Origin of the sequence: Variovorax trehalosi (genome assembly GCF_051216415.1) — a bacterium.
In the GTDB taxonomy this organism is placed as follows: domain Bacteria; phylum Pseudomonadota; class Gammaproteobacteria; order Burkholderiales; family Burkholderiaceae_C; genus Variovorax.
In genome coordinates this window covers 913112-936438 of the sequence record NZ_JBPJZG010000001.1, presented here as the reverse complement: position 1 = coordinate 936438, position 23327 = coordinate 913112, and the positions used below count along the sequence as shown (strand labels likewise).

Sequence of the window (23327 nt, the reverse complement as noted above, 5' to 3'; positions counted from 1 at the left end):
GGCACAAGTGTTTCCATTTTTGCCCACTACTTAAGTCCGCACGGAAAACCTAAATTGAAGACTTCTCTCTCTGTCAATCAAGGAAATACGTCATGCAAAAACTCTCAGGCAAAGTGGCCGTGGTCACCGGCGGCAACAGCGGCATCGGCCTGGCCTGCGCACAGGCTTTCGCGGCGCAAGGCGCCCATGTCGTCATCGTGGGACGGCGCCAGGACGCGGTCGACACCGCGCTGGCGAGCATCGGCCCGGACGCGATGGGCTTCGTCGGCGACGTGGCCGATCTTGCGATGCACGACCGACTGCTCGCCGCGGTGAAGGCGCGGTTCGGCGCCATCGACATCTATGTGGCGAATGCGGGAACGGCCATCCTCGAGCCTTCTTCCGCCGTCACCGTGGACAACTACGACGTGCAGTTCGCCACCAACACGCGCGCGGTGTTCTTCGGCGTGACCAAGGCGCTTGCGTTCATGCGCGATGGCGGCTCGATCATTCTCACGAGCTCGATCGCCAGCGGCAAGGTGATGGACAACCACGCGGTCTACGCGGGCAGCAAGGCGGCCATCGAGGCCTTCGCGCGCAACTGGGCGCTGGAGCTCAAGACCCGGCGCATCCGGGTCAATGTGCTGAGCCCGGGGCCGGTCGACACGCCGATCCTCGCGAAGCTGGGCATCTCGGAATCGGCGCGGCCAGAGTTCGACAAGACCATGGCCGCGGCGATCCCCTTGGGCCGGCTGGGGCAGCCGAATGAATTGGCACAAGCAGCGCTCTTCCTTGCGAGCGACGACAGCGTGTTCGTCACGGGCGTCAATCTGAAGGTCGACGGTGGCATGGCGCTGACGTGATCGGTCGCGTCGCGCCTGAATCTGCAGCCCCCTCTCGTCAGGCCTGAGCCACCGTGCGCGGAGGGAGAAATCCCTTCGCGTTGGCCAGGTCTGGCCACGGCAGCACTGTTTCTCCGGCAACCAGCCACTTGCCGCCGATCCGCCGAAGCCGCAGTTCATAGAGCGCCGGGTCGGCGTCCTGGCTCATCCGCCGAAAGAGGATGGCGGTTGCCTCGTCGCCCTGCTCCTCGATGTGCAGGATTCGCTTCTCCGTCGACAACGGCTTCTCGCCCGCGTCGCGGCGGCTTCTGAATTCGGCCATCATTTCCGGCTTCGAGAAGCGGGCAACCTCCCCCTGGGGCGTCAGCACCAGGAACCCGAGGTCTTCGGTGTAGAGCGCTTCCATTTCATCCATCCGGTAGTGGCTTCCGGTGTCGGCGAGCACGTCGATGAAGGCAATGATTTCGGGATTGTGAGACTGAGGCATGTGAAGCTCCTTGGCTGAGATGCGGAAAGAGCCTCAGCGCATGCAACAGATGCGTTTCTGCGATGGAAGCTCGAGGCTTTCATCGTAGGCAGAGCGTCCTCACCTCGGTAGGTCCGCGCAAGGACGCGCGCTGGTTCCGTTTCGGCATCAATGCCGGACGCTCACGCGGTGCTGCGAACCTCCGGCCATGCCTTCTGGCGCCATCGCTTCAGAGGTGTGTCCACCAGATGCAGGCAGATCGCCGCCATCGCGAACGAGAAGACGATCGTCGCGCTCAGCGTGATCCACAGCGGCTGCGTATAGCGCAGCAGCAGGACCAAGGGGAAATGCCAGAGATAGATGCCGTATGACAGCCTGCCGATGTAGACCATGGGCCGTGAAGCGAGGAACGACGCCTTCCTGTTTTCGGCGGCATGGCAGACAAGCACGAAGGCGGACAACTCCGCCAGGGTGATGCGCAGCGTGACGGCCTCCGTCTGGTCGATCGTCGGCAGCGAAGGCAGCGTCATGAGCACCGCGAGCGCCACGCAGGCCATCGCGAGTGCATGCCTCGATACCTTGAACCGGGTCAGCGCCGCAATGGCCCCGAGCAGGATGCCGCTCATTCGCGTGTCGAAGCAGAAGTAGGCCTGCGCCCAGGTCCAGTTCAGGGCCACGAAGTACCGCCACGCGGTCACCGCAAGGAATGCCGATACGAGCCAGCGGACCGGATGCCGCGTTCGCAGCACCAGCGGCAGCAGCAAGGGCCAGAGCAGATAGAACTTTTCCTCCACGCCCAGCGACCACGTGTGCCCGATGGTGTAGGTCAGCTCCCAGAAGGGCAGCGCATAGTCGTAGACATAGAGTGCGGCCAGGGCGGCCGACAGCCATCGGTTGTCCGCCGGCCAGAGGATGGGCGCCAGCACCACGTAGGCCGCGATCATGAGCAGCAAGGTCGGATACAGCCGCAGGGCCCGGCGGGCGTAGAAGCGCCCGACCTCGATGCCGCCATTGCGGTATTCCGTCGCGAGCAGCGACGTGATCAGGTAGCCGGAGAGCACAAAGAACACGTCCAGCCCGACGAACCCGCCGCGGGCGCCCGGGACTTCGCAGTGAAACAGGACGACAGCGAGGATGGACAGCGCGCGAACACCATCGAGCGCCGGGTTGTACTGCATGCGAATCCCCGCTCAGCGGCTGGCCAGCGGATCCGGCCGGCACGGCTGCAGGATCGTCACACCGCACGCCGGATAGCTTTCCGGTCCCTTGACGTTCTTCAGCACGCCGAGCCGCACCACGGAGTCGTACCGAGCGTTGTGCAGCACGTGCACGCGCTGCTTCTGCGTGAAGGTGTCGAACACCAGGCCGCCGGTTTGGGCGGGCGTGTCGATCCAGATCCGCAGCCGCGAGCCGCTGCGAAAGTAGTGGCCCATCTTGTGGATCTCGACGCGGGCAAGGACCGGCCGGCCCGGCAGCAGCGGCATGGGCTGCTCCGGCCGTTCAAGGCGAACAGGCAACAACGGCGTCGAGCGCGCGGTGTCCAGAGCGCGGTTCGACAAGCGTAGCCAGCCACGCTGGACATAGGTCTCCTGCCCATCTGGCCGCAGTTCGGTGACGGTGACCTGAAGGTCAGCGTCGCCGGCGCTGGCCGTGACCCAGAGGTCGGCGCTGCCTGGCCCGTAGACCATCATGTCTTCACCCAACGGCGGCGATGTGTAGGCCACGCCCGTGGTCTTCCAGTCGCCAGGCAGCGGCCCCCAGAAGCTGCCTCCAGCAATGTCGTTGACGACCACACCGGCGCCCGGGTAGTCGAAGCCATCGGCGGCTCCGGAGCCAGGTGCGTCGGCGAGGGTTTGGCCCGCACCCAGATGGAAGGCCTTGACGGCCAGGTCGTCGCTGCGGGTCACTCCCCTTTGCACGACCCAGCGAGGCTTGGGAGAAACGCGTTGCTCCAGCGCATTGCCGCTTGCGTTTGCTTCGGCGGCTTCCATCCATACGGTGGTGCGTGGTGTGTCACGGTCGAATCCATTGTTCTCGCCCTTGACGAAGCGGTCGAGAAAACGCACCGCCATCGCCTGGAAGTCCGCGGCCAGGTACATGTTGTGGCCGCCGTTCGTCTGCACCGACCACAGTTTGGCCGGATCGAGTCGGGACTGGTAGTAGCCGCTGCGCGGCGTGATGGCCTGGTCCTGGAACGCTTCGAGCGACAGCACGGGAACCCGCACGCGGTCGGCATGCGGCGCCAGGTCGAAGCTCTTCATGTGCTCGTCCCGCAAGGGATGCGACAGGAACAGGTGCATCACGGAGTTCGTGTCTTCGGCCGCGAGGTTCTTCGGTATCTGCGTCAGGCAGGCCGCGTCGCCCTCTTCCTTTGCGGTCTGTGCGACCACCTTCTCCCAGTAGGCGCGCATGGAACCGCGAAGCGGCGTGATGAAGCCGGGCGCCGGCACACCGCCTGGCATCAAGGCGTCGCGGAAGTCAGTCAGCACCATGCCGGGCACGATGGCCCGAAGATGCGGCGGCCGGTGCTGCGCCGTCGCCAGTTGGGAAGAGCCACCGTACGACCAGTTGACCATGCCGACCTTGGCGTCGGACCAGGCTTGCGACGCTGCGAATTCGACGGCTTCGGCGCCGTGTCTTCCGAGCTGTGGCCGCGTGTACTCGAGCGGGCCTGTGGAGCATCCGCTGCCCGCAGCATTGACGCCCATCACCGCATACCCGGCCTCGACGAGCCGCTTGTCGAGTTCTACCGACATCGATGTCTTGTATTGGAGATAGGGCGTTCCCCCGATCGAGCCAGCGTCGTATCCGTTGATGCTCAGGATGACCGGAAACTTGCCCGAAGCCTTCGGCAGGAGCACGCTGTAGCGCAGCCTGGTGCCGTCGGCCGTCGTGAAGTAGCCGGTGAGGCGCTTCGCCCAGAACGGTGCGGCCGGCCCCTGCGCGGGGAAATCAAAAGGCTGTGATGCCGGCAGGCCCGTGTCGGGATCCAGCGGGGCATCCTGCCCATGTGCCGCGAGCGACGTGACAAACGCCGTAGTAAGTGTGATGGCGGCGGCGATGAACTTCTTCATGGTTCTTGTACTCGGGGTGCTTGCTGGATCGGCGGCGGGAGGCGATGTTAGGGCATCGCTGCGTCGCCAGCAGTCTTGCGCACGACAACCTTAGCGGTAGAAAGTACATACCGGCCGACGCTGCCTTGCGGTTGAGATCGGCGGCTCGGATCGCGCCATCGAACGATTGATGTCCATCGCTCAACACGGTGCGGCCTTGCGCGTGGCTAGTGGCCGGCCCTGCCCGAATCTACGATCGATGCAGCTTTCAAGACCCCGGCGCTCGCATCACGGATGTCGCGGGTTGGGTCACCCCACTTCATGCACGACGCGACGACGGAAAGATTCAGATGACGGATTCAATGCCCCCAAACGATCGCATGGACATGCGGCGGCGCGGGCTGCTGCGCGGCGCGGTGGCGAGCGCGAGCATCGCCGGACTGAGTCTGGCGCTGGGCAGCAGCGTGGCATCTGCGAAGGGCTTCGCATCACCCGTCCTCGCACTGCATTTGAAGAACGTGGATGCCGGTGTCTTGAACATCGCCTACTACGAAGCAGGTCCGGCGGATGGCCCCGCAGTGGTGCTGCTCCACGGGTTCCCGTATGACATCGAGGCGTACGCAGAAGTCGCCCCCATGCTGGCGGCCGCGGGTTGCCGGGTGATCGTTCCCTACCTGCGCGGCTTTGGTCCCACACGCTTCCTGAGCGCAAACACGCTTCGCTCGGGCGAATTTGCGGCGTTCGGCGCGGACCTCCTCGCGCTGCTCGACGCATTGGCGGTGCCGCGCGCGGTGCTGGCAGGATACGACTGGGGCGGGAAGGCGGCCAGCACTGTTGCTGCTCTCTGGCCCGAGCGCTGCGCGGGGTTGGTGTCGGGCAACGGCTATGCGTTCGCCGATCCGGCGACGGCGCTGATTCCGGCGAAGCCCGAAAGCGAAGCTCCCCTCTGGTGGCAGTTCTACTTCCAGACCGAGCGAGGACGCGCCGGCTACGCAAAGTACCGCCGTGAGTTCAACCGATTTTTCTGGAAGCAGTGGTCTCCGAGCTGGCGCTTCAACGACGCGACCTTTGCCCGCACCGCCGCATCGTTCGACAACCCCGACCACGTCGATGTCTCCATGCATTCGTTCCGGCACAGGTTCGGCGCAGTCAAGGGAGACCCGGCCTATGCCGAGATCGATCGCAAGCTTGCGTCGCTTCCCGCGATCCCGGTTCGGACGGTGACGCTGGACGGCGGTGACGATGGTGCTCATGCACCGACCGATGGTTCGGCCCAGGCGGCGAAGTTCACGGGGCCACGCACACACCGTGTGATACCAGGGGCGGGACACAACCTGCCGCAAGAAGCGCCGAGCGCATTTGCGAACGCGGTGCTCGAGCTCGTTCGCGCGGACCGTCCCGCGCGTTGAGCTTGCGAAACGCTGCGAAGGGTCGTGCTACCTCTCGCTCGCGGTTTCACATGGCACCCCGAAAGCCGCACTTGATTCGGCATGCTGCCGAACCTATACTTTCCAAAACAGGAAAGTATTAGCCGCCTCATGAATGACCTCACGCTGCATTACCACCCCCTCTCGTCCTACTGCCACAAGGTACTGATAGCGATCGACGCGTTGGGCATCGAAGTTGAGAAGCGATTGCTCAACCTGGGAGACCCCGAAGAGCGGGCGTCACACCTCGCACTGTGGCCCACGGGCAAGATGCCGCTGTTGGTGGACCGGCTTCGGCCCGTGCCTGAATCGAGCATCATCATCGAGTATCTCCAGCGACACCATGCCGCCTCGGACCGCATGCTCATCCCGAAAGACCCGGACGCCGCGCTCGACGTGCGCTTGTGGGACCGCCTGTTCGACCTCCACGTGATGACGCCGATGCAGGCGCTGACCGCCGACCTTCTACGAGCGGAAGGCGAACGCGATATGCGCAGCGTGACCAAGGCGCGAGAAGGTTTGGCATCGGCCTACGCGTTCATCGACCGTCACCTGGAAGGACGGACCTGGGGGGCCGGCGACGCCTTCAGCATGGCCGACTGCGCTGCGGCGCCCGCGTTGTTCTATGCCGTGACCTACGTGCCGCTGTCGGCACAGCATGCGCACCTGGCCGCCTACTTCGAGCGATTGATGGATCACCCCTCGGTGGCAGCCACCCTCGATGCGGCGCGCCCATGGTTCAAGTTCTATCCGGGGCGCGCCGGTCTGTCGCGTCGCTTCTACGATCCGGCGAGCGCCTGATGCGAGCAGCGATTGCCGAGCCCGCACAGCTCGACCGCATGTTCTTTGCACTGGCCGACGCGCACCGCCGCGGCATGCTCGACCGCCTGAGCCGCGGACCGGCATCGGTGTCCGAGCTGGCCGCGTCGCTGGGCATGGCGTTGCCTTCGGCCGTCAAGCACCTGGCCGTACTCGTTAACGGCGGGTTCGTCGCCTCCCAAAAAAGCGGCCGTGTGCGCACCTACACGGCCGAGCCCAAGGCGCTCGATGCCATGGAAGCGTGGGTCGCGAAGCGCAAGACGCTGCTCAATGCGCAGTTCGACCAACTCGATGCGTATCTGGCCAAGCAGAAAGGCAAGTCATGAAGCACATCCCGGCCGCACACACCGACTTCGTCATCGAGCGCGAGTTCGACGCTCCGCCCGAGGCGGTTTTTCAGGCTTGGGCCGACCCGGAGGCAAAGCGCCGCTGGTCCGACTGCCATGCCGAGCACACAACCGATTACCACCTGGACTTTCGGCCTTTCGGTCATGAAACGCATCGGGTCGCCTATCCCGATGGACGCATTCAGCAGATCGAGAAAGTGTTCTTCGACATCGAACCCGCACGGCGCATCGTCTTCGCCTACGACATCCAGCTCGATGCGCGCCGCCTGTCGGTTTCGCTCGTGACCGTCGAGTTCTTTGCCCACAAACGCGGGACTCGCATGATCTACCGCGAGCAGCTCGCCTACCTGGACGGGCACGAGGACCGTGCTCAGCGTTTACGAGGAACGGAAGAAAGCCTTGATCGGCTCCGGTTGGAAATGGTCCGGCCGTAGACCTGTGCATGATCGAAACCCTGACGGCTGGCGGCGCACGTCGACATAGATATCCGGGCCAGTGACAGCCAACATTGGCGAGAACCTCGGCGGTTTCAACAGCCGATGATCGAAGGCATCTTCACATCCAGGCGCTGTAGCCGCGTATCGCGCGCGACCGTCGCGATGATGAGGTTCATTCCGCGCCAGAAGCGCGTCGCCTCATAGCCAAACAGCAGAGGCACCTCTCTCGCCTCTCGCATCTTTGGTGTCTGCCCGGCAACAGGGTGATGCATCTTGGCCATCTACCGGCGAGTAGGTCGCGTCAATAGCATCGAGTGCGCTGAGTCAGCGAATGACCAGCATCTAGCAACTCCTTGCAGTCAGCACCTGGAACTATTCATGACTCACCTCGAACGCCGGCTCCGTCTCCTTGCGATGCGGCACATCGCACCTCGCGAACAGGGGATGCCATGATCTCCACAAGAGAAACCACACGCGTCAACGGCATTCGTCTGCACTACACAATTGCCGGGCAAGGCGACCCCGTGCTGCTCTGGCATGGCTTCCCGGGCACCTCGCAGTCCTGGCACAAGGTCTTGCCCCTTCTCGCCCAGAACCACACCGTGATCGTGCCCGACATGCGCGGCTTCGGTGATTCGGACAAGCCGGCGGCGGGCTATGACGCGCACACGCTGGTCGCGGATTTCCGCGCGCTCTTGCGGCACCTGGGCGTCGGACCGCTTCACATCGTGGCCCACGACATGGGTGCACCCGCGGCGTTGGTCTGGGCCGGCCACCATCCCGATGAGGTGCGCACGCTCGCCTACCTGGACGAACCCATCATCACGGGCGAGAGCCTCGCGCGATTGATCCAGTTCACGCCGGAAGGCACCGTCAGGGGCGGCCTGTGGTGGTGGCCGCTCGCCTTTGCGCCCGGCCTCGCGGAGACGCTGTTCTCGGGGCACGAACGGGAGGTTCTCACCTGGTTCTACGAGAACTTCTGCGCCAACCCCAGCGCAATCGGGCCAGAGGCTTTCGACGAAACCATGCGCACGTTCGCCGCACCGGGCGGTGTGAGCGGCGTGCTCGGCGTCTACCGCGCGATCTTCGAAACACAGTCGCAGACAGAGCGCTTCATGCGCGACAAGGTGCGCGTCCCAGTGCTCGGCCTGGGAGGCGACGCGAGCTTCGGCGACAAAACCCGCGCACTGCTGACCACCGTTGCCGAGAACGTCCAGGGTGGCGTGGTTGCCAACTGCGGGCACTTCATTCCCGAGGAACAACCCGAAGAACTGGTACGCCTCCTGGCGGCTTTCTGGGCCGGGACCGCGCAGCAGAAGTCCATGCAGTCGTAGCAGGCGGTGCCTCGCGCCACCGTGCCTGTCACGGGCGGCGGCACCGGCCGGGCAACCTTTGCGCTCCACCATCACCCACGAATCCTCCGTGTGAGAACGCCGATATCCCTGGAACGAAATCACTTCAAGGATGACTTGATGAATCGAACTTTCAATGCAAGCTCTACGGCCGACGACGTCCTTGACGGCGTTGACCTTCGAGGAAAAAGAGTCCTCCTGACGGGGGTTTCATCCGGCCTCGGCGTCGAAACGGCGCGCTCGCTGGTAGCGCATGGCGCGCACGTGACCGGAACGGCGCGCGACCTGCGAAAAGCTCAGGCTGTCGCGACCGCCGTTCTTTCTGATGTGGCAAACGGTGGGAACTTCGACTTGGTGGAACTCGACTTGTCGTCTCTGGAGAGCGTGCGCAGATGTGCGGACCTCATGGGAAAGGACGACTCGCTTTTTGACGTGGTCCTCGCCAACGCGGGCGTCATGGCCACGCCAGCGGGACGCACGCGCGACGGCTTCGAAACGCAGTTCGGTACGAACCATCTGGGGCACTTCCTCCTCGTGAACCGGTTGGCACCGCGGATCGCTGACGGCGGCAGGGTCGTGGTCGTGGCATCCGCTTCCCATCGCTCCGCCCCTTTCAGCCTGGACGACCTGAACTTCGACCACACCGTCTACGAGCCTCAACTTGCGTACGCGCGATCGAAGACAGCGAACATCCTGTTCGCAGTGGAATTCGACCGCCGTCATCGCGCTCGTGGCGTGCGGGCCGCCGCCGTCCATCCCGGAACCATTCGTACGGAACTCGGCCGACACATGGGGGAGGAGGTCATGGACACAGCCATCGAGCGAATCAGCGCGTCGCTCGTGGCCGAGGGTCAAACGCCATTCCAGTGGAAAAGTGTGGCGCAAGGGGCCGCGACCACTGTTTGGGCCGGCCTGGTCGCTGCGCCGGCAGAGGTTGGTGGACGCTATTGCGAGAACTGCCACGTCTCCGAAGTGAACGACGGGCCTCTCAGCCCATTTGCCGAGGGCGTTCGCTCCTACGCGTTGGACCCTGAGTCAGCCAGGCTGCTTTGGCGTCGAAGCGAGGACATGGTCGGCGAGACCTTCTGATTCGCGGCCGCCGCAAACCCCATGGAGCGAAGCCGTGGCCGTTCACGGCACCGCACTCCCGATTGCGGGAGAACCATTCTTCACACACAAGGATTTCCAGATGTCCGACTCAATCAAGTTGCTCCGCCGCTCATTTCTGGGAAAAGCGGCCGTCGGCGTCGTTGCCTCCCAGTTCACGGCAGGCGTTCCAGCTGTCGCACAGACACGCATCGCATCAACGCCGCTCAAGCGCCTCGGGCCGCTCAAGACCATCGAGGCCGGTGTGTTGAACGTCGGCTATGCGGAATTGGGGCCCGGCAACGGGGCACCGATCCTGCTTTTGCATGGCTGGCCCTACGACATCCATACCTATGCCGAGGTTGCGCCGCTCCTCGCCGCCGATGGGTACAGGGTCATCGTCCCGTACGTGCGCGGTTATGGCACGACGCAATTCATTTCCAGCGAAACGCCTCGCAACGGTCAACAAGCGGTGCTCGCCGTTGACATCATTGCGTTGATGAATGCGCTGAAGATCCAACAGGCTACGGTCGGCGGTTGCGATTGGGGCGCTCGAACGGCCTGCATCCTTGCAGCCTTGTGGCCGGAGCGCGTCAAGGCCCTTGTCTCCGTCAGCGGCTATCTGATCGGCAACAGGGAGTCGGGCAAGGTTCCATTGCCACCGAAAGCCGAACTGCAATGGTGGTACCAGTACTACTTCGCCACCGAGCGCGGCAGCGCCGGCTACGAGAAGAACCGACACGACTTCTCGAAGCTGATCTGGCAGATTGCCTCTCCCAAATGGGCTTTCGACGACGCCACATTCGACCGCAGCGCTGCTGCTCTGGAGAATCCCGACCATGTCGCCGTAGTGGTCCACAACTACCGCTGGCGGCTGGGCCTGGCCGAAGGCGAATCGAAGTACGACGACTTGGAAAGCCGGCTCGCCAAAGCCCCGATCATCACCGTCCCCACAATCACTTTCGAAGGCGATGCCAACGGCGCACCGCATCCGGAGGCGAGCGCTTATGCCGGGAAGTTTTCGGGCAGGTACGAACATCGCGTGGTCAACGGCGGGATCGGGCACAACCTGCCTCAGGAGGCGCCCCAGGCTTTCGCCGCCGCCGTAGCGGAACTTGTACGCCTCTAATATTTTGGCGGACCACGATCACTTCGGCGCGCCGCTCCCGCTCCGGAGACTGATATCAAAGTAGATATACGCGTGGTCTGTTGAGGCGATCGAAAATTGACCCTCTAAACGCAGTAAGGGTCAGACGTCGGTGGAATCCAACAGCGGCGGCAAACCGCCGCCGTAAACGAAAAGCCCCTGTAGTCTTGCAACTACAGGGGCTCTTGTTTGGCGGAACCGGAGGGATTCGAACCCTCGATGAGGCTCTACACCCCATACTCCCTTAGCAGGGGAGCACCTTCGGCCACTCGGTCACAGTTCCTGAAAGAAGCCGAGATTATGCCACCGTCAGGCGGCCGGTTGGTCCAGATCGAAGGCTTTATGCAGCGCCCGGACGGCCAATTCCATATATTTTTCGTCGATCACGACCGAGGTCTTGATCTCGCTGGTCGAAATCATCTGGATGTTGATGCCCTCTTCGCTCAGCACGCGGAACATCTTGCTCGCCACGCCCACGTGGCTGCGCATGCCGATGCCCACGATGCTGACCTTGCAGATCTTGGTATCGCCCACGATCTCGGTCGCGCCCAGCGAGGGCATGACCTTCAACTGCAGCAGGTCGATCGTCTTGGCGTATTCGTTGCGGTGAACCGTGAAGCTGAAGTCGGTCTTGCCGTCCTTGCTCAGGTTCTGGATGATCACGTCGACCTCGATGTTGGCGTCTGCCACGGCACCGAGGATGTGATACGCGATGCCCGGCTTGTCCGGTACGCCCAGCACCGAGATCTTGGCTTCGTCGCGGTTGAATGCGATGCCGGATACGACGGCTTGTTCCATGTTTTCGTCTTCCTCGAAAGTGATCAGCGTGCCGGACTTGGCCTCTTCATTGATGTCGATGTCCCATGCGGTGAAGCTCGAAAGCACACGCAGCGGCACCTTGTACTTGCCGGCGAATTCCACCGAGCGGATCTGCAGCACCTTGGAGCCGAGGCTCGCCATCTCGAGCATCTCTTCGAAGCTCACGGTGGTCAGGCGCCGTGCATCGGGTTCGACGCGCGGGTCAGTGGTGTAGACACCGTCCACGTCGGTGTAGATCAGGCACTCGTGCGCCTTCATGGCCGCCGCGATGGCCACGGCCGAGGTGTCGCTGCCGCCGCGACCCAGCGTGGTGATGTTGCCCGCGTCGTCCACGCCCTGGAAGCCGGTGATGACCACCACCTTGCCCGCGTTCAGGTCGGCCATCACGCGCGTGTCGTCGATGCTCTCGATGCGGGCCTTGGTGTACGAGTTGTCGGTGCGCACCGACACCTGCCAGCCCGCGTAGCTCACCGACTCCATGCCCTCAGCCTGCAGCGCAATGGCCAGCAGCGCGGACGAAGCCTGTTCGCCGGTCGATGCCAGCATGTCCAGTTCGCGGTTGTGGGCGTCGCCCGGTTTGCTCGGCGCCAGTTCCTTGGCGAGGCCGAGCAGGCGATTGGTCTCGCCGCTCATGGCACTCGGAACCACGATCATCTGGTGGCCGGCGCGCGCCCACTTGGCGACGCGCTTGGCGACGTTTCGGATGCGCTCGGTCGAGCCCATCGACGTACCGCCGTATTTGTGAACGATCAATGCCATGGGTGAAATCAGAGAAAAGAAAAGGGCCGCTGTCTAGGCGGCGCCCTGCAAGCTGTGGGAGCTAAGTCTTCGGCGAGGGCGGAGCATTGTACCAATGCAGCCTGTCCCCCCTCCGCTCGGCGAAACCGCCGGCCACTTTGAGGTGGATGCGGTGGCCGCGCGTGGTGCAGGCGCGGACTTGGTCAAGCAGCTGGTCGAGCTGCGCGGCGCTGGGCGCGCAGCCGTGCGATTGCATGAGCCAGTGGCGCAGCACATTCGCCTGCCGGGCGCGTGACAGCGCCTGCAGCGCCTTGATGACGGGCGGGTCGCCGACGGCTTCCAGGTCCTGTGCCGCGAGCTCGGCCAGCAGTTGCTGCGCCTGTGCGACATGGCCGGTACTGCGGGCGAAGGTGGCGCGGAAGTGCGGGAAAGCCTGCTCCAACGCGGGCAACAGCACCGCCCGAATCCGGTTGCGGGTGTAGCGGGCGTCGCCGTTGCTCGGGTCTTCGATCCAGGGCAGATCGCGCTGCGCGAGCCACGCGCGGATGTCGGCGGCGGGCACCGCCAGCAGCGGCCTGTAGAGGCTCAGACCGTTGCGCTCTGCACGCGCCGGCATGGCCGACAGGCCCGGAAGCCCCGCACCGCGCGACAACGCCAGCAGGAGCGTTTCGATCTGGTCGTCGGCGTGGTGCCCCAGGGCGATCGATGAAATGGCGGGCCGCTGCGCGCTGTCGGCGCGGGCCATGACGGCGAAGGCTTCGTAACGCGCACGCCGCGCCGCATCTTCGGGGCTGTCGCCCGGTGCATGCCGTGCATCGACGCGATGCACGACGAGGGGCACGCCGAGCCGCTCGCACACCGCTTCGCAATGCCGCTCGAAATCGTCGGCCGCAGCCTGCAGCCCGTGATGCACATGAAAGGCCACCACCTGCCCGGGCCAGCGCGATGCGCAGGCGGCCAGCAAGGCGGTGGAATCCGCACCGCCACTGAAGCCCACCGCCAGCGGCCACTGCGCCGGCTCGAACGCGGCCATGGCGCGTTCGAAGGCTTCGCTCATAAGGGGCTTATCTGCCGGTGTCGGCCTTGGTGTCGTTGAAACGGCCGTAGCTCTGCAGGCGCTCATAACGGCGATCCAGCAGTTCCTTGGGCTTCAGGTCGCTGACCTGGCGGAACGCATCGTTGAGCGCGCGTTTCAGGAACGCCGCCATCTGCCGGTGGTCGCGGTGCGCGCCGCCGACCGGTTCGTTCACGATCTTGTCGACCAGGCCCAGCGCCTTCAGGCGATGCGCCGTGATGCCGAGCGCATCGGCCGCTTCCTGCGCCTTGTCGCTGGTCTTCCAGAGAATGGAGGCGCAGCCTTCGGGGCTGATCACCGAGTAGATCGAGTACTGAAGCATCACCAACTGGTCGCCGACCGAGATGGCCAGCGCACCACCGGAGCCGCCCTCGCCGATGATCGTGACGATGATCGGCACCTCGAGCTGCGCCATCTCGAAGATGTTGCGGCCGATGGCTTCGGACTGGCCGCGCTCTTCGGCATCGATGCCGGGGTACGCGCCGGGCGTGTCCACGAAGGTGAACACCGGCAGCTTGAATTTCTCGGCGGTCTTCATGAGGCGCAAGGCCTTGCGATAGCCCTCGGGCTTGCTCATGCCGAAGTTGCGCGCGGTGCGCTCCTTCGTGTCGCGGCCCTTCTGATGGCCCAGCACCATGCAGGGCACGCCATTGAAGCGTGCGAGGCCGCCCACGATCGACAGGTCGTCCGAAAAATGCCGGTCGCCGTGCAGTTCGACGAAGTCGGTGAAGATTTCGTTGACGTAGTCGAGCGTGTAAGGGCGCTCCGGATGCCGGGCGATCTTGGTGATCTGCCAGGGCGTCAGGTCGCTGTAGATGTCCTTGGTGAGCTGCTGGCTTTTCTTGCCGAGCTGATCGATTTCTTCCGAAATGTCGACCGCCGATTCGGTCTGTACATAGCGCAGTTCTTCAATCTTTGTTTCGAGTTCCGCAATGGGCTGCTCGAAATCGAGGAAGGTTCGTTTCGCCAACGTCTTCTCCTGTTTTATTTCAATACGCGACCGGCACGGGGTCCAGCGACCGCCAAATATACCAAGTCGCCACGCTGCAATACGGTGCCCAGGCCACGGCGACGTCGCGGGCATCGCTGCGGCTCACCGGGTCGCCCGAAAAGTAGTTGACGCTGATGCCGTTGAGCAGCCCGACGTCGTCCACAGGCAGCACGTTCGGCCGCATCAGGTGGAAGATGAGGAACATCTCGGCCGTCCAGCGGCCGATGCCGCGAATGGCCACGAGCTCTTCGATGATGAGCTCGTCCGACATGTCTTTCCACGCATCGACGTGCACCACGCCCGAGTCGAAGTGAAGCGCCAGGTCGACCAGGTATTCGATCTTGCGGGCCGAAAGGCCCGCTGCACGCATGTCGTCGACCTTCAGCTTGAGCACGTTGGCAGGCGTCAGCTTGCGCGGCAGCAACGCGAACTTGTCCCAGACGGTTTGCGCGGCCTTCACCGAAATCTGCTGGCCGACGACGCTGCGCGCCAGCGTGGTGAAGGCATCGCCGCGCGATTCGAGGCAGGCTTCGCCGAACTTCGGAATCAACCGCTTCATCACGCGGTCTTTTTTTGCCAGGTGCTTGCAGGCCTCTTCCCAATAGTCCGGCGTGTAGATCTGAACGGTCGGGTTTTTGGAAGCGGGCATGGGGTTGGTGGTTCCGTTCACTTCGCAACGGTCCAGGTCGTGCCGGTGGGCGAATCCTTGAGCACGATGCCCTGATCCAGCAGCGCCTGCCGAAGCCGGTCGGCCTCGGCAAAATTCTTCGCGGCCTTGGCAGCGGCACGCGCATCGATCTGCGCTTGGATGGCCGCGTCGTCAAGCGTTGCGCCCGCGCGCAGGAAGCTCTTCGGATCGCTCTGCAATATCTGCACGCACCCACCCAGCGCCTTCAGAAGTCCGGCCTGCGTCGCCGACCGGGTGCGGTTGACCTCGCCCGCCAGGTCGAACAGCACCGCCACCGCCTCGGGCGTGGCGAAGTCTTCGTCCATTGCGGCCTTGAAGCGCGCGGCATACGGATCGGTCCAGTCGATCGTCACGTTGGCAGGGGCCACCAGGTCGAGCGCCGTGTACAAGCGCGTGAGCGAATTACGCGCGTCATCGAGGTGCACATCGCTGTAGTTGAGCGGCCGGCGGTAATGCGCGCGCAGCACGAAAAAGCGGATGGTCTCGGCGTCGTACTTCTTGAGCACATCGCGGATCAGGAAGAAGTTGCCCAGGCTCTTGGACATCTTCTCGTTGTCGGTCACGATGAAGCCGTTGTGCATCCAGTAGTTGGACAGCGGCTTGTCGTTGGCGCCTTCGCTCTGCGCGATTTCGTTCTCGTGATGCGGAAACTGCAGGTCTTCGCCGCCGCCGTGGATGTCCAGCGTTTCGCCCAGGAGCGCGCAGGCCATGGCCGAGCACTCGATGTGCCAGCCCGGGCGGCCGGCGCCGAACTCGCTGGCCCACTTGACCTCTTCGGGCTCGCTCGCCTTCGCGCTCTTCCAGAGCACGGGGTCCAGCGGATCGTCCTTGCCGTCGAGCACGGCCACGCGCTCGCCCGCATGCAATTCGTCGATCGACTTGCCGCTCAGCTTGCCGTAGCCCGGGAACTTGCGCACCGCATAGTTCACGTCGCCGTTCTCGGCGCGATAGGCCAGGCCCTTCTTCTCGAGCGTGCCGATCATCGACAGCATCTGCGGGATGTAGTCGGTGGCGCGCGGCTCGTGCGTGGGGCGCTCGATGCCCAGCGCATCGGCGTCTTCGTGCAGCGCGTCGATCATGCGATCGGTCAGCGCGCGGATGCTCTCGCCGTTTTCCACGGCGCGGCGAATGATCTTGTCGTCGATGTCGGTGATGTTGCGCACGTAGGTCACGTCGAAGCCGCTGGCCTTGAGCCAGCGCTGCACCACGTCGAAGGCGATCATCGAGCGGGCATGGCCCAGGTGGCAGTAGTCGTAGACCGTCATGCCGCAAACGTACATGCGCACCTTGCCAGGTTGCAATGGGGAGAATTCCTCCAATTCACGCGACAGCGTGTTGTAGATGCGCAGACTCATGAGACTCGGAAAGCGTCGCTTCGCGCACGTGCGGCACGGGCGAACGACGGTGTTTTTCAGGGGTGACGGGGACAGTGGCCACGAGGGGTTGGACATGGCCCCTCGGCTACAATGCAACGCAGTATAAACGGCCGCCGCAGCCTGCTGCCGCGTCCCTCCCGGGTGTTCTCCAGGCCCGCATCCCCCAATCCTGCCGAGGCTTCATGAAGCACGCCGTGTTCCCCAAACTCTCCATCGCCTTCGCACTCCTGTTCAGCCTGTGGGGTTCGGTCGCACATGCCAACGACTACGACGATGTGAACCTTCTGCTGCGCCAAGGCAAGTCGACCGAGGCGCTCGCCAAGGCCGACACCTACATCGCCGGCAAGCCGCGCGACCCGCAGATGCGGTTTCTGCGCGGCGTGATCCTCACCGAGCAGAACAAGCAGGCCGAGGCCATCATCGCCTTCACCCAACTCACGCAAGACTTCCCCGAGCTCCCCGAGCCCTACAACAACCTCGCGGCGCTGTATGCGTCACAGAGCAAGTTCGACCAGGCGCGCGCCGCGCTCGAATCCGCCCTCAAGCTCAACCCGAACTACGCGACCGCACACGAGAACCTCGGCGACGTGTATGCGCGCCTCGCGGCCCAGGAGTACGTGAAGGCGCAACAGTTCGCCAGCACCAACGCCAGCGTCGCGCCCAAGCTCGTGCTGATCCGCCAGATCTTCTCGTCCAAGGCCGAGGCCGAAGCTGCCGCCCTGCCGGCGGCGCCTCCGGTCATCCGCAAGCCGGTCGGCCGTTCCAGCAAGTAAGCCGCTGCCGGCGCGGGCGGTGCGACGCATTCGTCGCGCCGCCCGCACTCTCCCCCTTTCGCAAACGGAGCATCACTTGACGATCCACGCCCTTTCAAGATTCAGCCGCCGCAACGCCTTCATCCTGGCCGCGGCCATCGGCTTCGCCGCCACCGGCTACGCACAGCAAGCCGCACCGCGCGTGAAGCTCGCCACTTCGGCCGGCGACATCGTGGTCGAGCTCGATGCGGCCAAGGCGCCCAAGTCGGTCGAGAACTTCCTGCAGTACGTCAAGGACAAGCACTACGACGGCACGGTGTTCCACCGCGTGATCGACGGCTTCATGATCCAGGGCGGCGGCTTCACGGCCGACATGCAGCAAAAGCCCACGCGCCCGCCGATTCCGCTCGAGGCGAGCAACGGACTGAAGAACGACAAGTACACGATCGCCATGGCGCGCACCGGCAACCCGAACTCGGCCACCTCGCAGTTCTTCATCAACGTGAAGAACAACGACTCGCTCAACGCGCCCAACCCCGACGGCTACGGCTACACGGTGTTCGGCAAGGTCGTGGCCGGCACCGACGTGGTCGACAAGATCCGCGCCGTGCAGACCGGCAACAAGGGCGGCATGCAGAACGTGCCCGTCGAGACCATCACCATCAAGTCCGCCACGCTGGCGAAGTAATCCCCCCATTCCGAATTTCCGAAGGAGTCCCTCATGAGCAATCCCCAAGTCGAACTGCACATCAAGAACTACGGCGTGATCACGCTCGAGCTCGATGCCGAGAAGGCGCCGAAGTCGGCCGAGAACTTCATTGCCTACGTGAAGAAGGGCCACTACGACAACACTGTGTTCCACCGCGTGATCCCCGGCTTCATGGTGCAAGGCGGCGGTTTCGAGCCCGGCATGAAGCAGAAGCCCACCGGCGCCGAGATCGAGAACGAAGCCAACAACGGCCTGAAGAACGCCAACTACACCGTTGCCATGGCCCGCACCAGCGCGCCGCACTCGGCCACCGCGCAGTTCTTCATCAACGTGTCGGACAACGGCTTCCTGAACCACACCGCACCTTCGGCCCAGGGCTGGGGTTACGCGGTGTTCGGCAAGGTCATCAACGGCACCGACGTGGTCGACAAGATCAAGGCCGTGAAGACGGGCCGCAAGGGCTTCCACGACGACGTGCCGCTCGAAGACGTGGTGATCGAAAAGGCTGTCGTCATCGCTGAATGATCCTCAGGCAAGACAGGCACGGCGCGGCATGACCAACGTGGCGAACCCGGCTTTCACCGAGCTGGTGGCGCCACCTGCATGGCGCACCGTCGACCTGATCTCCGACCTGCACCTGCAGGCCGGCGAGCCTGCCACCTTCGAGGCCTGGCAGGGCTACCTCGAGACCACGCCGGCCGATGCGCTGGTCATCCTCGGCGACCTGTTCGAGGTCTGGGTGGGCGACGATGCCGCCGCCGCTCCCGGCTTCGAGGCGCAATGCGCCGAACTGCTGCGCCGCACCGCCGAGCGCCTGCCGGTGTTCTTCATGCACGGCAATCGCGACTTTCTCGTCGGCCCCGCGCTCGCGGCGCAATCGGGCATCACGCTGCTCGACGACCCTACGGTGCTGGTGCTGCACGGCCAGCGATGGCTGCTGAGCCATGGCGACATCCTCTGCCTCGAGGACACCGAGTACCTCAAGTTTCGCGCGCAGGTGCGCACGCCTGAATGGCAGGCCGCGTTCCTGGCGCGCCCGCTCGAAGAGCGCCGCGCGCTCGCGCGCGCGATGCGCACGCAGAGCGAAGACCGCAAGCGCAATCCGTCGACGATCTGGGCCGATGTAGACGCCGACGCCGCGCGCCAATGGCTGCAGCAGGCGAACGCGCACACGCTGGTGCACGGCCACACGCACCGCCCGGCCGACCACGACCTGGGGCATGGCCTGCGCCGCATCGTGTTGAGCGACTGGGACGCGGCAGCCCATCCGCCGCGCGCGCAGCTGCTGTGCCTGTCCACCGCCGGCGCGCAGCGCGTCGACCTGCGCTAGCCGCGCCGCCAATGTTCAAGTGGCTGCGCCGTCTGCGCGCCCTGCCCCCGATTCCCGATGCCGCCTGGCAGGCCACGCTGGCGCGCTATGCCTTCCTGGCCGACCGCCCTGCTGCCGATGTGCAACGGCTGCGCATGCTGACGGCCGAGTTCCTGCGCGACAAGGAATTCCACGGCACCCAGGGCTTCGTCATCACCGACGAGGTCGCACTGGCCATCGCGGCGCAGGCGGTGTTGCCCGTGCTGCACCTGAAGGGCCATCTCGACTGGTACGACGATTTCGTCGGCATCGTGGTGCACCCGTCCGAGGTCGTGGCGCGACGCAAGGTCGTCGACGAGGCGCTGGTCGTGCACGAGTACGACGAGGTGGTGGCCGGCGAAGCCATGGACCGCGGCCCGGTCATGCTCAGCTGGCAGGACGTGCTTGCGAGCAGCGTCACCAGCGACGGCGGCTACAACGTGGTGATCCACGAGTTCGCCCACAAGATCGACATGCGCGGCGGCGATGCCGATGGGTGCCCGCCGCTGCCGGCCGGTTTCGCGGGCAAGCGCAGCGCCCGCGAATCGCGTGCCGCGTGGCTCGCGGTGCTGCAACCCGCCTACGACGACTTCCGCGAGAAAACCATCATGGCCGATCGCTTCGGCGCCGAGCCGCCGTGGCTCGACGACTATGGCGCCACATCGATCAGCGAGTTCTTCGCTGTGGCCTGCGAGGCCTACTTCGTGAACCGGCCGAACTTCGCGCGGGACTTCGCCGAGGTGACGATTCTTTTCGATGAGTTCTTCCTGAGCAGGCAGGCCTGATCGGAAAAGAAAAAGACGCCCCGCGGGCGTCTTTTTCTTGGCTGTCCAGCGCGCGCCTTACTTGCGCAGCAGCGCCTTCAGCGCGTTCTGCAGGCGACGTGCGCTCGCAGCGTCGTGCGCCGCAGCCAGCACCTTGCCGGCGTCCTGCCCCCAGGTCTGCACCGGCGCCGGATCACCACGCTTGGTCAGCAGCTTGAGCTGCAGCGCGCGGCGTGCGTCGAGCTGCTCGGCCGGCGTCGGCACTTCGGCAGCCATTTCCAGCCGCAGCAGTGCTTCGGCGGCATCGTTGGCAGCAGCCGTCGGCGCGCTGCCGATGGCTTGCGACCAATTCGTGCGAACAGCCGGCGTGACCGCGCGACCCAGTTCCTGGACGCTCGGCAGGCGCGCGGCATCGCGCTGTTCCCAGGCGCCGAGCACCTGCGTCAGCGCTTCGCCGTGGGCTTGCGCCGCGAGCTTGCGCAGCGCCATGTCCGCACGTTCGAGCGCTTCGCGCTGAGCGCGGAAAGCGGCATCGCCAAGGCGCGGACCGCGGTCTTCGAAGCGCGGGGGGCGGTCGCCGAAACGACCGGCCGGTGCGCCGCGATCACCACGGTCACCACCACGTGCGTCGGGGCGCGGACCGCCACGATCGCCGGGACGACCCGGACCACCTGGGCCTGATCGACCACCGTCGCGACGATCGCCGAACTTGCCGCCGGCGCGGCCCGCGGGCGCCGCTTCCGCCTTCTTGCTGCTGGGACGGTCGTCACCGCGCATGGCCACGACCGGCTTGGGTGCCGGCTTCGGCGCGGCGGCCGGCGCCGGGCTTTCGACAACGGCGGCTTCGCCAGCGTCGTGCGCTACGCCGTCCGCGCGTGCGGAGGCATCGGCGCCATCGGCCGGTGCCACGAGATCGGGCGCATCAGCCTGCACCGTTTCAGCGGGTGCGGTCGGCGATGCTTCCGCATCGCTCGGGCTTGGGGCCTGCTCGGCGCTTTCGGCGAATTCAGCGGCGGCCTGTCCGGGTGCCACGACTTCGGTTGCGCCGACCGATGGACCATCGCTGGTCACCACAGGCGGTTCGGCCTTGGGTGCGGGCGGCGGCGCTTCGCCGCGCAGCGCGCCTTCGAGGCGGGCGATGGCCGCGCGGATCTTCTGCACGTCGCCGCCGGCGTTGGCCGCATCGAGCGCCTTGGAGGCGTCGAGCACATGGCGGTCATGTTCGCTCATGGCCGAGGACGCCTTTTCGCGCTCGGCGGTCTTGCGGTTGAAGGCTTCGTCGATGGGGGCGCGGAACGCGTCCCACAGCTTCTGTTCGTGGCGGCGGTCGAGCGGCACGCTCTGCGCCTCGTGCTGCCAACGCTGTTGCAGCGCCTTGACGGCGTCGATGCGCAGCATCGGCTGGGCGCCGAGCTCGACGGCCTCGGCGATCATGGCCTGGCGGCGTTCGACACTGGCCTTCTGCGCCGTTTCGAACGGTGCGCGCGCGGCGCCGAAGGCTTCATTCCACTGCGGCTGCAGCTCGGCGAACACCTTCTCGCCCACGTGGCCGCCATCGCGCCAGCGGTCGGCGAACTGGTGCAGCGCGCGGTTGTGCGCCTTCAGGTCAGTGGCGCCGGCATGCTCGGCAGCCCAGGCCTTGACCTCTTCGATCAGCGCCACGCGATGGGCGCGGTGCTCGGCCGCATCGGCGCGCACCTTCTCGAGCCAGGCCTCGACCACCTTGTGGGCTTCGTTGCAGGCTTCGTCGAAACGCTTCCACAGCGCATGGTTGGGCACGCCGCCCTGGTCGGCCTGCTTCCACTGGTCGCGCAGCGCGCGCAGGGTTTCCTGCATCTTGCGGCCACCGAGGGCCTGGCCTTCGGGGCGCTTGAGCAGGCCTTCGGCCTTGGCGACGAGGTCTTCGCGGACCTTGTCGGCGCTCCAGCGCTGCCAGCCTTCGAGTTCGCCGGCCGCGACCAACGCGGCATGCACGCGGGCTTCGAGCGGCGCCTCGACCAGCTTGCCGTGCTCCTTGAGCACCGCGCGCAGCGCGGCAGCCGCACCGGCGCTGGCCTTGCCGTGGCCTTCGGCGGTTTCCTGTTCGAGCTTGGCGAGCGCGGCCTGCACGGCGTCTTGCGCCGCGGCGCGCACGGCCGGATCGATCTTGGGTGCGGCAGGCCGTGCGGGCGCTGCGGCCTTGGGCGCAAGCACTTCGCCGCGCGCGCTGCGCAGCTCGTCGGCCCACACGGGCACCGGCGGCAGCGGCGCGGCAGCATCGGTTGCGGCAGCAATGGCCTGCGCCAGCGCGCTGTGGAACGCATCGGACACGACCAGCAGTTGCGACTTCGATGCTTCCAGCTGCGGCGCGAACTTCGCATCGAGGCTGTTCCAGTTGATGTCGGACGTGATGTCGGCGGTCTGCTGTTGCCAATGGGTCACGTCGTTGCGCAGCGACTCCTCCGCGGCCTGGGCGTCCTGCCAGCCCTTGGTCGAGAGCACTTCAAAGCGCTGTGCCAGCAAGACGGCGGCTTCGCGGTGCACCTGGGCGCGGTGCTGCAGGTCTTCGATGCCCTTCACGCGTTCGGCCAGCTTCGCCTTGAGACCTGCGAGCGGTTCGCGCGAGAGCGGTGCGCCGGCCTTGGCGGCGTCGCGCTGCCAGGCGAGCGCATCGGCGATATTGAGCTTGGACTGGCCCAGCAGCGCCTCGGCCTTCTGCGCCCATTCGGCAGCGATGGCCTCCTGGCCCTTGGCGCGCTTGAGCTCGTCGAGCTTTTCACGCAGCAGGCGCGCGGCGCCCTTGTCGCGACCGCTCAGTTCCTTGAAGACTTCCTGCATTTGCTCGGATGCCGGGTTGCCCGCGAGCCAGTCGCGGATGCGCGCGGCGCGCTCGCCGGAGGTCGGCGCGGTGAAGGCGCCGCCGGTGAGCGTGTCGAGGGCCTGAAGGTCGTGTGGCTTGGAAGAAGTAGAGGTCACTGCGCGAAATCGTTGTCTTGGTATGGAAAGCGAAGGCGCCGGCAAAGGCCGGCGCACATCGACATTTTCACCCACTTGCGGTGGACCGCCCAATTCCGTTGCGGAACGGCGGCCAATGCAGGTTGCGGGCTGGGAGATTAAAGGTGACTACATATAT

23 protein-coding genes and 1 tRNA gene are annotated in these 23327 nt (G+C 65.2%); 13 read left to right on the top strand and 11 right to left on the bottom strand.

The window, feature by feature from the left end; all coding sequences use genetic code 11:
* Positions 1 to 92 precede the first annotated feature (92 nt).
* The gene (locus ACSFA7_RS04365) at positions 93 to 842 is read left to right on the top strand and encodes an SDR family NAD(P)-dependent oxidoreductase (protein ID WP_435498247.1); all 750 of its coding nucleotides are present in this window, start codon (positions 93 to 95) and stop codon (positions 840 to 842) included.
* Positions 843 to 879: 37 nt separating this feature from the next.
* Here ACSFA7_RS04365 and ACSFA7_RS04360 read toward each other — a convergent pair whose 3' ends face one another.
* The 3 genes from ACSFA7_RS04360 to ACSFA7_RS04350 form a co-directional block, all read right to left on the bottom strand.
* Positions 880 to 1308, bottom strand: coding sequence for a hypothetical protein (locus ACSFA7_RS04360; RefSeq protein ID WP_435498246.1), 429 nt, complete (start codon positions 1306 to 1308; stop codon positions 880 to 882).
* A 161-nt stretch (positions 1309 to 1469) separates the two neighbouring features.
* Positions 1470 to 2465, bottom strand: coding sequence for an acyltransferase family protein (locus tag ACSFA7_RS04355; RefSeq protein WP_435498245.1), 996 nt, complete (start codon positions 2463 to 2465; stop codon positions 1470 to 1472).
* A gap of 12 nt (positions 2466 to 2477) precedes the next feature.
* On the bottom strand, positions 2478 to 4361 hold the full coding sequence (locus ACSFA7_RS04350; RefSeq protein WP_435498244.1) for a CocE/NonD family hydrolase: 1884 nt from the start codon (positions 4359 to 4361) through the stop codon (positions 2478 to 2480).
* Between the two features lie 329 nt (positions 4362 to 4690).
* On the opposite strand from ACSFA7_RS04350, the gene ACSFA7_RS04345 reads away from it, so the two are divergent.
* The 4 genes from ACSFA7_RS04345 to ACSFA7_RS04330 all read left to right on the top strand — a co-directional run bounded on the left by ACSFA7_RS04345 (position 4691) and on the right by ACSFA7_RS04330 (position 7367).
* Positions 4691 to 5749, top strand: coding sequence for an alpha/beta fold hydrolase (locus tag ACSFA7_RS04345; RefSeq protein ID WP_435498243.1), 1059 nt, complete (start codon positions 4691 to 4693; stop codon positions 5747 to 5749).
* Between the two features lie 129 nt (positions 5750 to 5878).
* Positions 5879 to 6568, top strand: a complete 690-nt coding sequence (locus ACSFA7_RS04340) for a glutathione S-transferase family protein (RefSeq protein WP_435498242.1) — start codon at positions 5879 to 5881, stop codon at positions 6566 to 6568.
* Positions 6568 to 6912 (top strand): ArsR/SmtB family transcription factor, encoded by a 345-nt coding sequence (locus ACSFA7_RS04335; protein WP_435498241.1) that lies wholly within the window; start codon positions 6568 to 6570, stop codon positions 6910 to 6912. The genes ACSFA7_RS04340 and ACSFA7_RS04335 overlap by 1 nt, the downstream gene beginning before the upstream one ends.
* The gene (locus ACSFA7_RS04330) at positions 6909 to 7367 is read left to right on the top strand and encodes an SRPBCC family protein (protein WP_435498240.1); all 459 of its coding nucleotides are present in this window, start codon (positions 6909 to 6911) and stop codon (positions 7365 to 7367) included. Before ACSFA7_RS04335 ends, ACSFA7_RS04330 begins: the two co-directional genes overlap by 4 nt.
* Positions 7368 to 7462: 95 nt before the next feature.
* On the opposite strand, the gene ACSFA7_RS04325 is transcribed toward ACSFA7_RS04330, so the two are convergent.
* Positions 7463 to 7651 carry a hypothetical protein gene (locus ACSFA7_RS04325; RefSeq protein ID WP_435498239.1) on the bottom strand — a complete coding sequence of 63 codons (189 nt, stop codon included), beginning with the start codon at positions 7649 to 7651 and terminating at the stop codon, positions 7463 to 7465.
* 168 nt (positions 7652 to 7819) lie between these two features.
* Here ACSFA7_RS04325 and ACSFA7_RS04320 point away from each other — a divergent pair, with 168 nt between their 5' ends.
* The 3 genes from ACSFA7_RS04320 to ACSFA7_RS04310 all read left to right on the top strand — a co-directional run bounded on the left by ACSFA7_RS04320 (position 7820) and on the right by ACSFA7_RS04310 (position 10937).
* On the top strand, positions 7820 to 8704 hold the full coding sequence (locus ACSFA7_RS04320; protein WP_435498238.1) for an alpha/beta fold hydrolase: 885 nt from the start codon (positions 7820 to 7822) through the stop codon (positions 8702 to 8704).
* A gap of 138 nt (positions 8705 to 8842) precedes the next feature.
* Positions 8843 to 9811, top strand: a complete 969-nt coding sequence (locus ACSFA7_RS04315; protein WP_435498890.1) for an SDR family NAD(P)-dependent oxidoreductase — start codon at positions 8843 to 8845, stop codon at positions 9809 to 9811.
* 100 nt (positions 9812 to 9911) lie between these two features.
* Positions 9912 to 10937 (top strand): alpha/beta fold hydrolase, encoded by a 1026-nt coding sequence (locus ACSFA7_RS04310; protein ID WP_435498237.1) that lies wholly within the window; start codon positions 9912 to 9914, stop codon positions 10935 to 10937.
* A 208-nt stretch (positions 10938 to 11145) separates the two neighbouring features.
* On the opposite strand, the gene ACSFA7_RS04305 is transcribed toward ACSFA7_RS04310, so the two are convergent.
* From ACSFA7_RS04305 to cysS, 6 genes are all read right to left on the bottom strand, one after another.
* A tRNA-Ser gene (locus ACSFA7_RS04305) sits at positions 11146 to 11238 on the bottom strand.
* 26 nt (positions 11239 to 11264) lie between these two features.
* A complete protein-coding gene (locus ACSFA7_RS04300; protein ID WP_435498236.1) occupies positions 11265 to 12533 on the bottom strand; it encodes an aspartate kinase in 1269 nt (422 codons plus the stop codon).
* A gap of 61 nt (positions 12534 to 12594) precedes the next feature.
* Positions 12595 to 13569, bottom strand: a complete 975-nt coding sequence (gene tilS / locus ACSFA7_RS04295) for a tRNA lysidine(34) synthetase TilS (RefSeq protein ID WP_435498235.1) — start codon at positions 13567 to 13569, stop codon at positions 12595 to 12597.
* Between the two features lie 7 nt (positions 13570 to 13576).
* Complete coding sequence (locus tag ACSFA7_RS04290) at positions 13577 to 14557, bottom strand: acetyl-CoA carboxylase carboxyltransferase subunit alpha (protein WP_013541914.1); 981 nt, start codon at positions 14555 to 14557, stop codon at positions 13577 to 13579.
* A 19-nt stretch (positions 14558 to 14576) separates the two neighbouring features.
* Positions 14577 to 15227: a DNA-3-methyladenine glycosylase family protein gene (locus tag ACSFA7_RS04285; protein WP_435498234.1), complete on the bottom strand. Its 651-nt coding sequence runs from the start codon at positions 15225 to 15227 to the stop codon at positions 14577 to 14579.
* A 17-nt stretch (positions 15228 to 15244) separates the two neighbouring features.
* Positions 15245 to 16621 (bottom strand): cysteine--tRNA ligase, encoded by a 1377-nt coding sequence (cysS, locus tag ACSFA7_RS04280; protein ID WP_435498233.1) that lies wholly within the window; start codon positions 16619 to 16621, stop codon positions 15245 to 15247.
* A 203-nt stretch (positions 16622 to 16824) separates the two neighbouring features.
* Between cysS and ACSFA7_RS04275 the strand changes: the two genes are divergently transcribed.
* The 5 genes from ACSFA7_RS04275 (at position 16825) to ACSFA7_RS04255 (ending at position 20236) form a co-directional block, all read left to right on the top strand.
* Positions 16825 to 17415 carry a tetratricopeptide repeat protein gene (locus ACSFA7_RS04275; RefSeq protein ID WP_435498232.1) on the top strand — a complete coding sequence of 197 codons (591 nt, stop codon included), beginning with the start codon at positions 16825 to 16827 and terminating at the stop codon, positions 17413 to 17415.
* Between the two features lie 76 nt (positions 17416 to 17491).
* Positions 17492 to 18082, top strand: a complete 591-nt coding sequence (locus ACSFA7_RS04270) for a peptidylprolyl isomerase (RefSeq protein ID WP_093433328.1) — start codon at positions 17492 to 17494, stop codon at positions 18080 to 18082.
* Positions 18083 to 18115: 33 nt separating this feature from the next.
* A complete protein-coding gene (locus ACSFA7_RS04265) occupies positions 18116 to 18628 on the top strand; it encodes a peptidylprolyl isomerase (protein ID WP_307601088.1) in 513 nt (170 codons plus the stop codon).
* 28 nt (positions 18629 to 18656) lie between these two features.
* A complete protein-coding gene (locus ACSFA7_RS04260; RefSeq protein WP_435498231.1) occupies positions 18657 to 19433 on the top strand; it encodes a UDP-2,3-diacylglucosamine diphosphatase in 777 nt (258 codons plus the stop codon).
* An 11-nt stretch (positions 19434 to 19444) separates the two neighbouring features.
* Complete coding sequence (locus ACSFA7_RS04255; protein WP_435498230.1) at positions 19445 to 20236, top strand: M90 family metallopeptidase; 792 nt, start codon at positions 19445 to 19447, stop codon at positions 20234 to 20236.
* A 57-nt stretch (positions 20237 to 20293) separates the two neighbouring features.
* On the opposite strand, the gene ACSFA7_RS04250 is transcribed toward ACSFA7_RS04255, so the two are convergent.
* The gene (locus ACSFA7_RS04250) at positions 20294 to 23170 is read right to left on the bottom strand and encodes a DUF349 domain-containing protein (protein WP_435498229.1); all 2877 of its coding nucleotides are present in this window, start codon (positions 23168 to 23170) and stop codon (positions 20294 to 20296) included.
* Positions 23171 to 23327 lie beyond the last annotated feature (157 nt).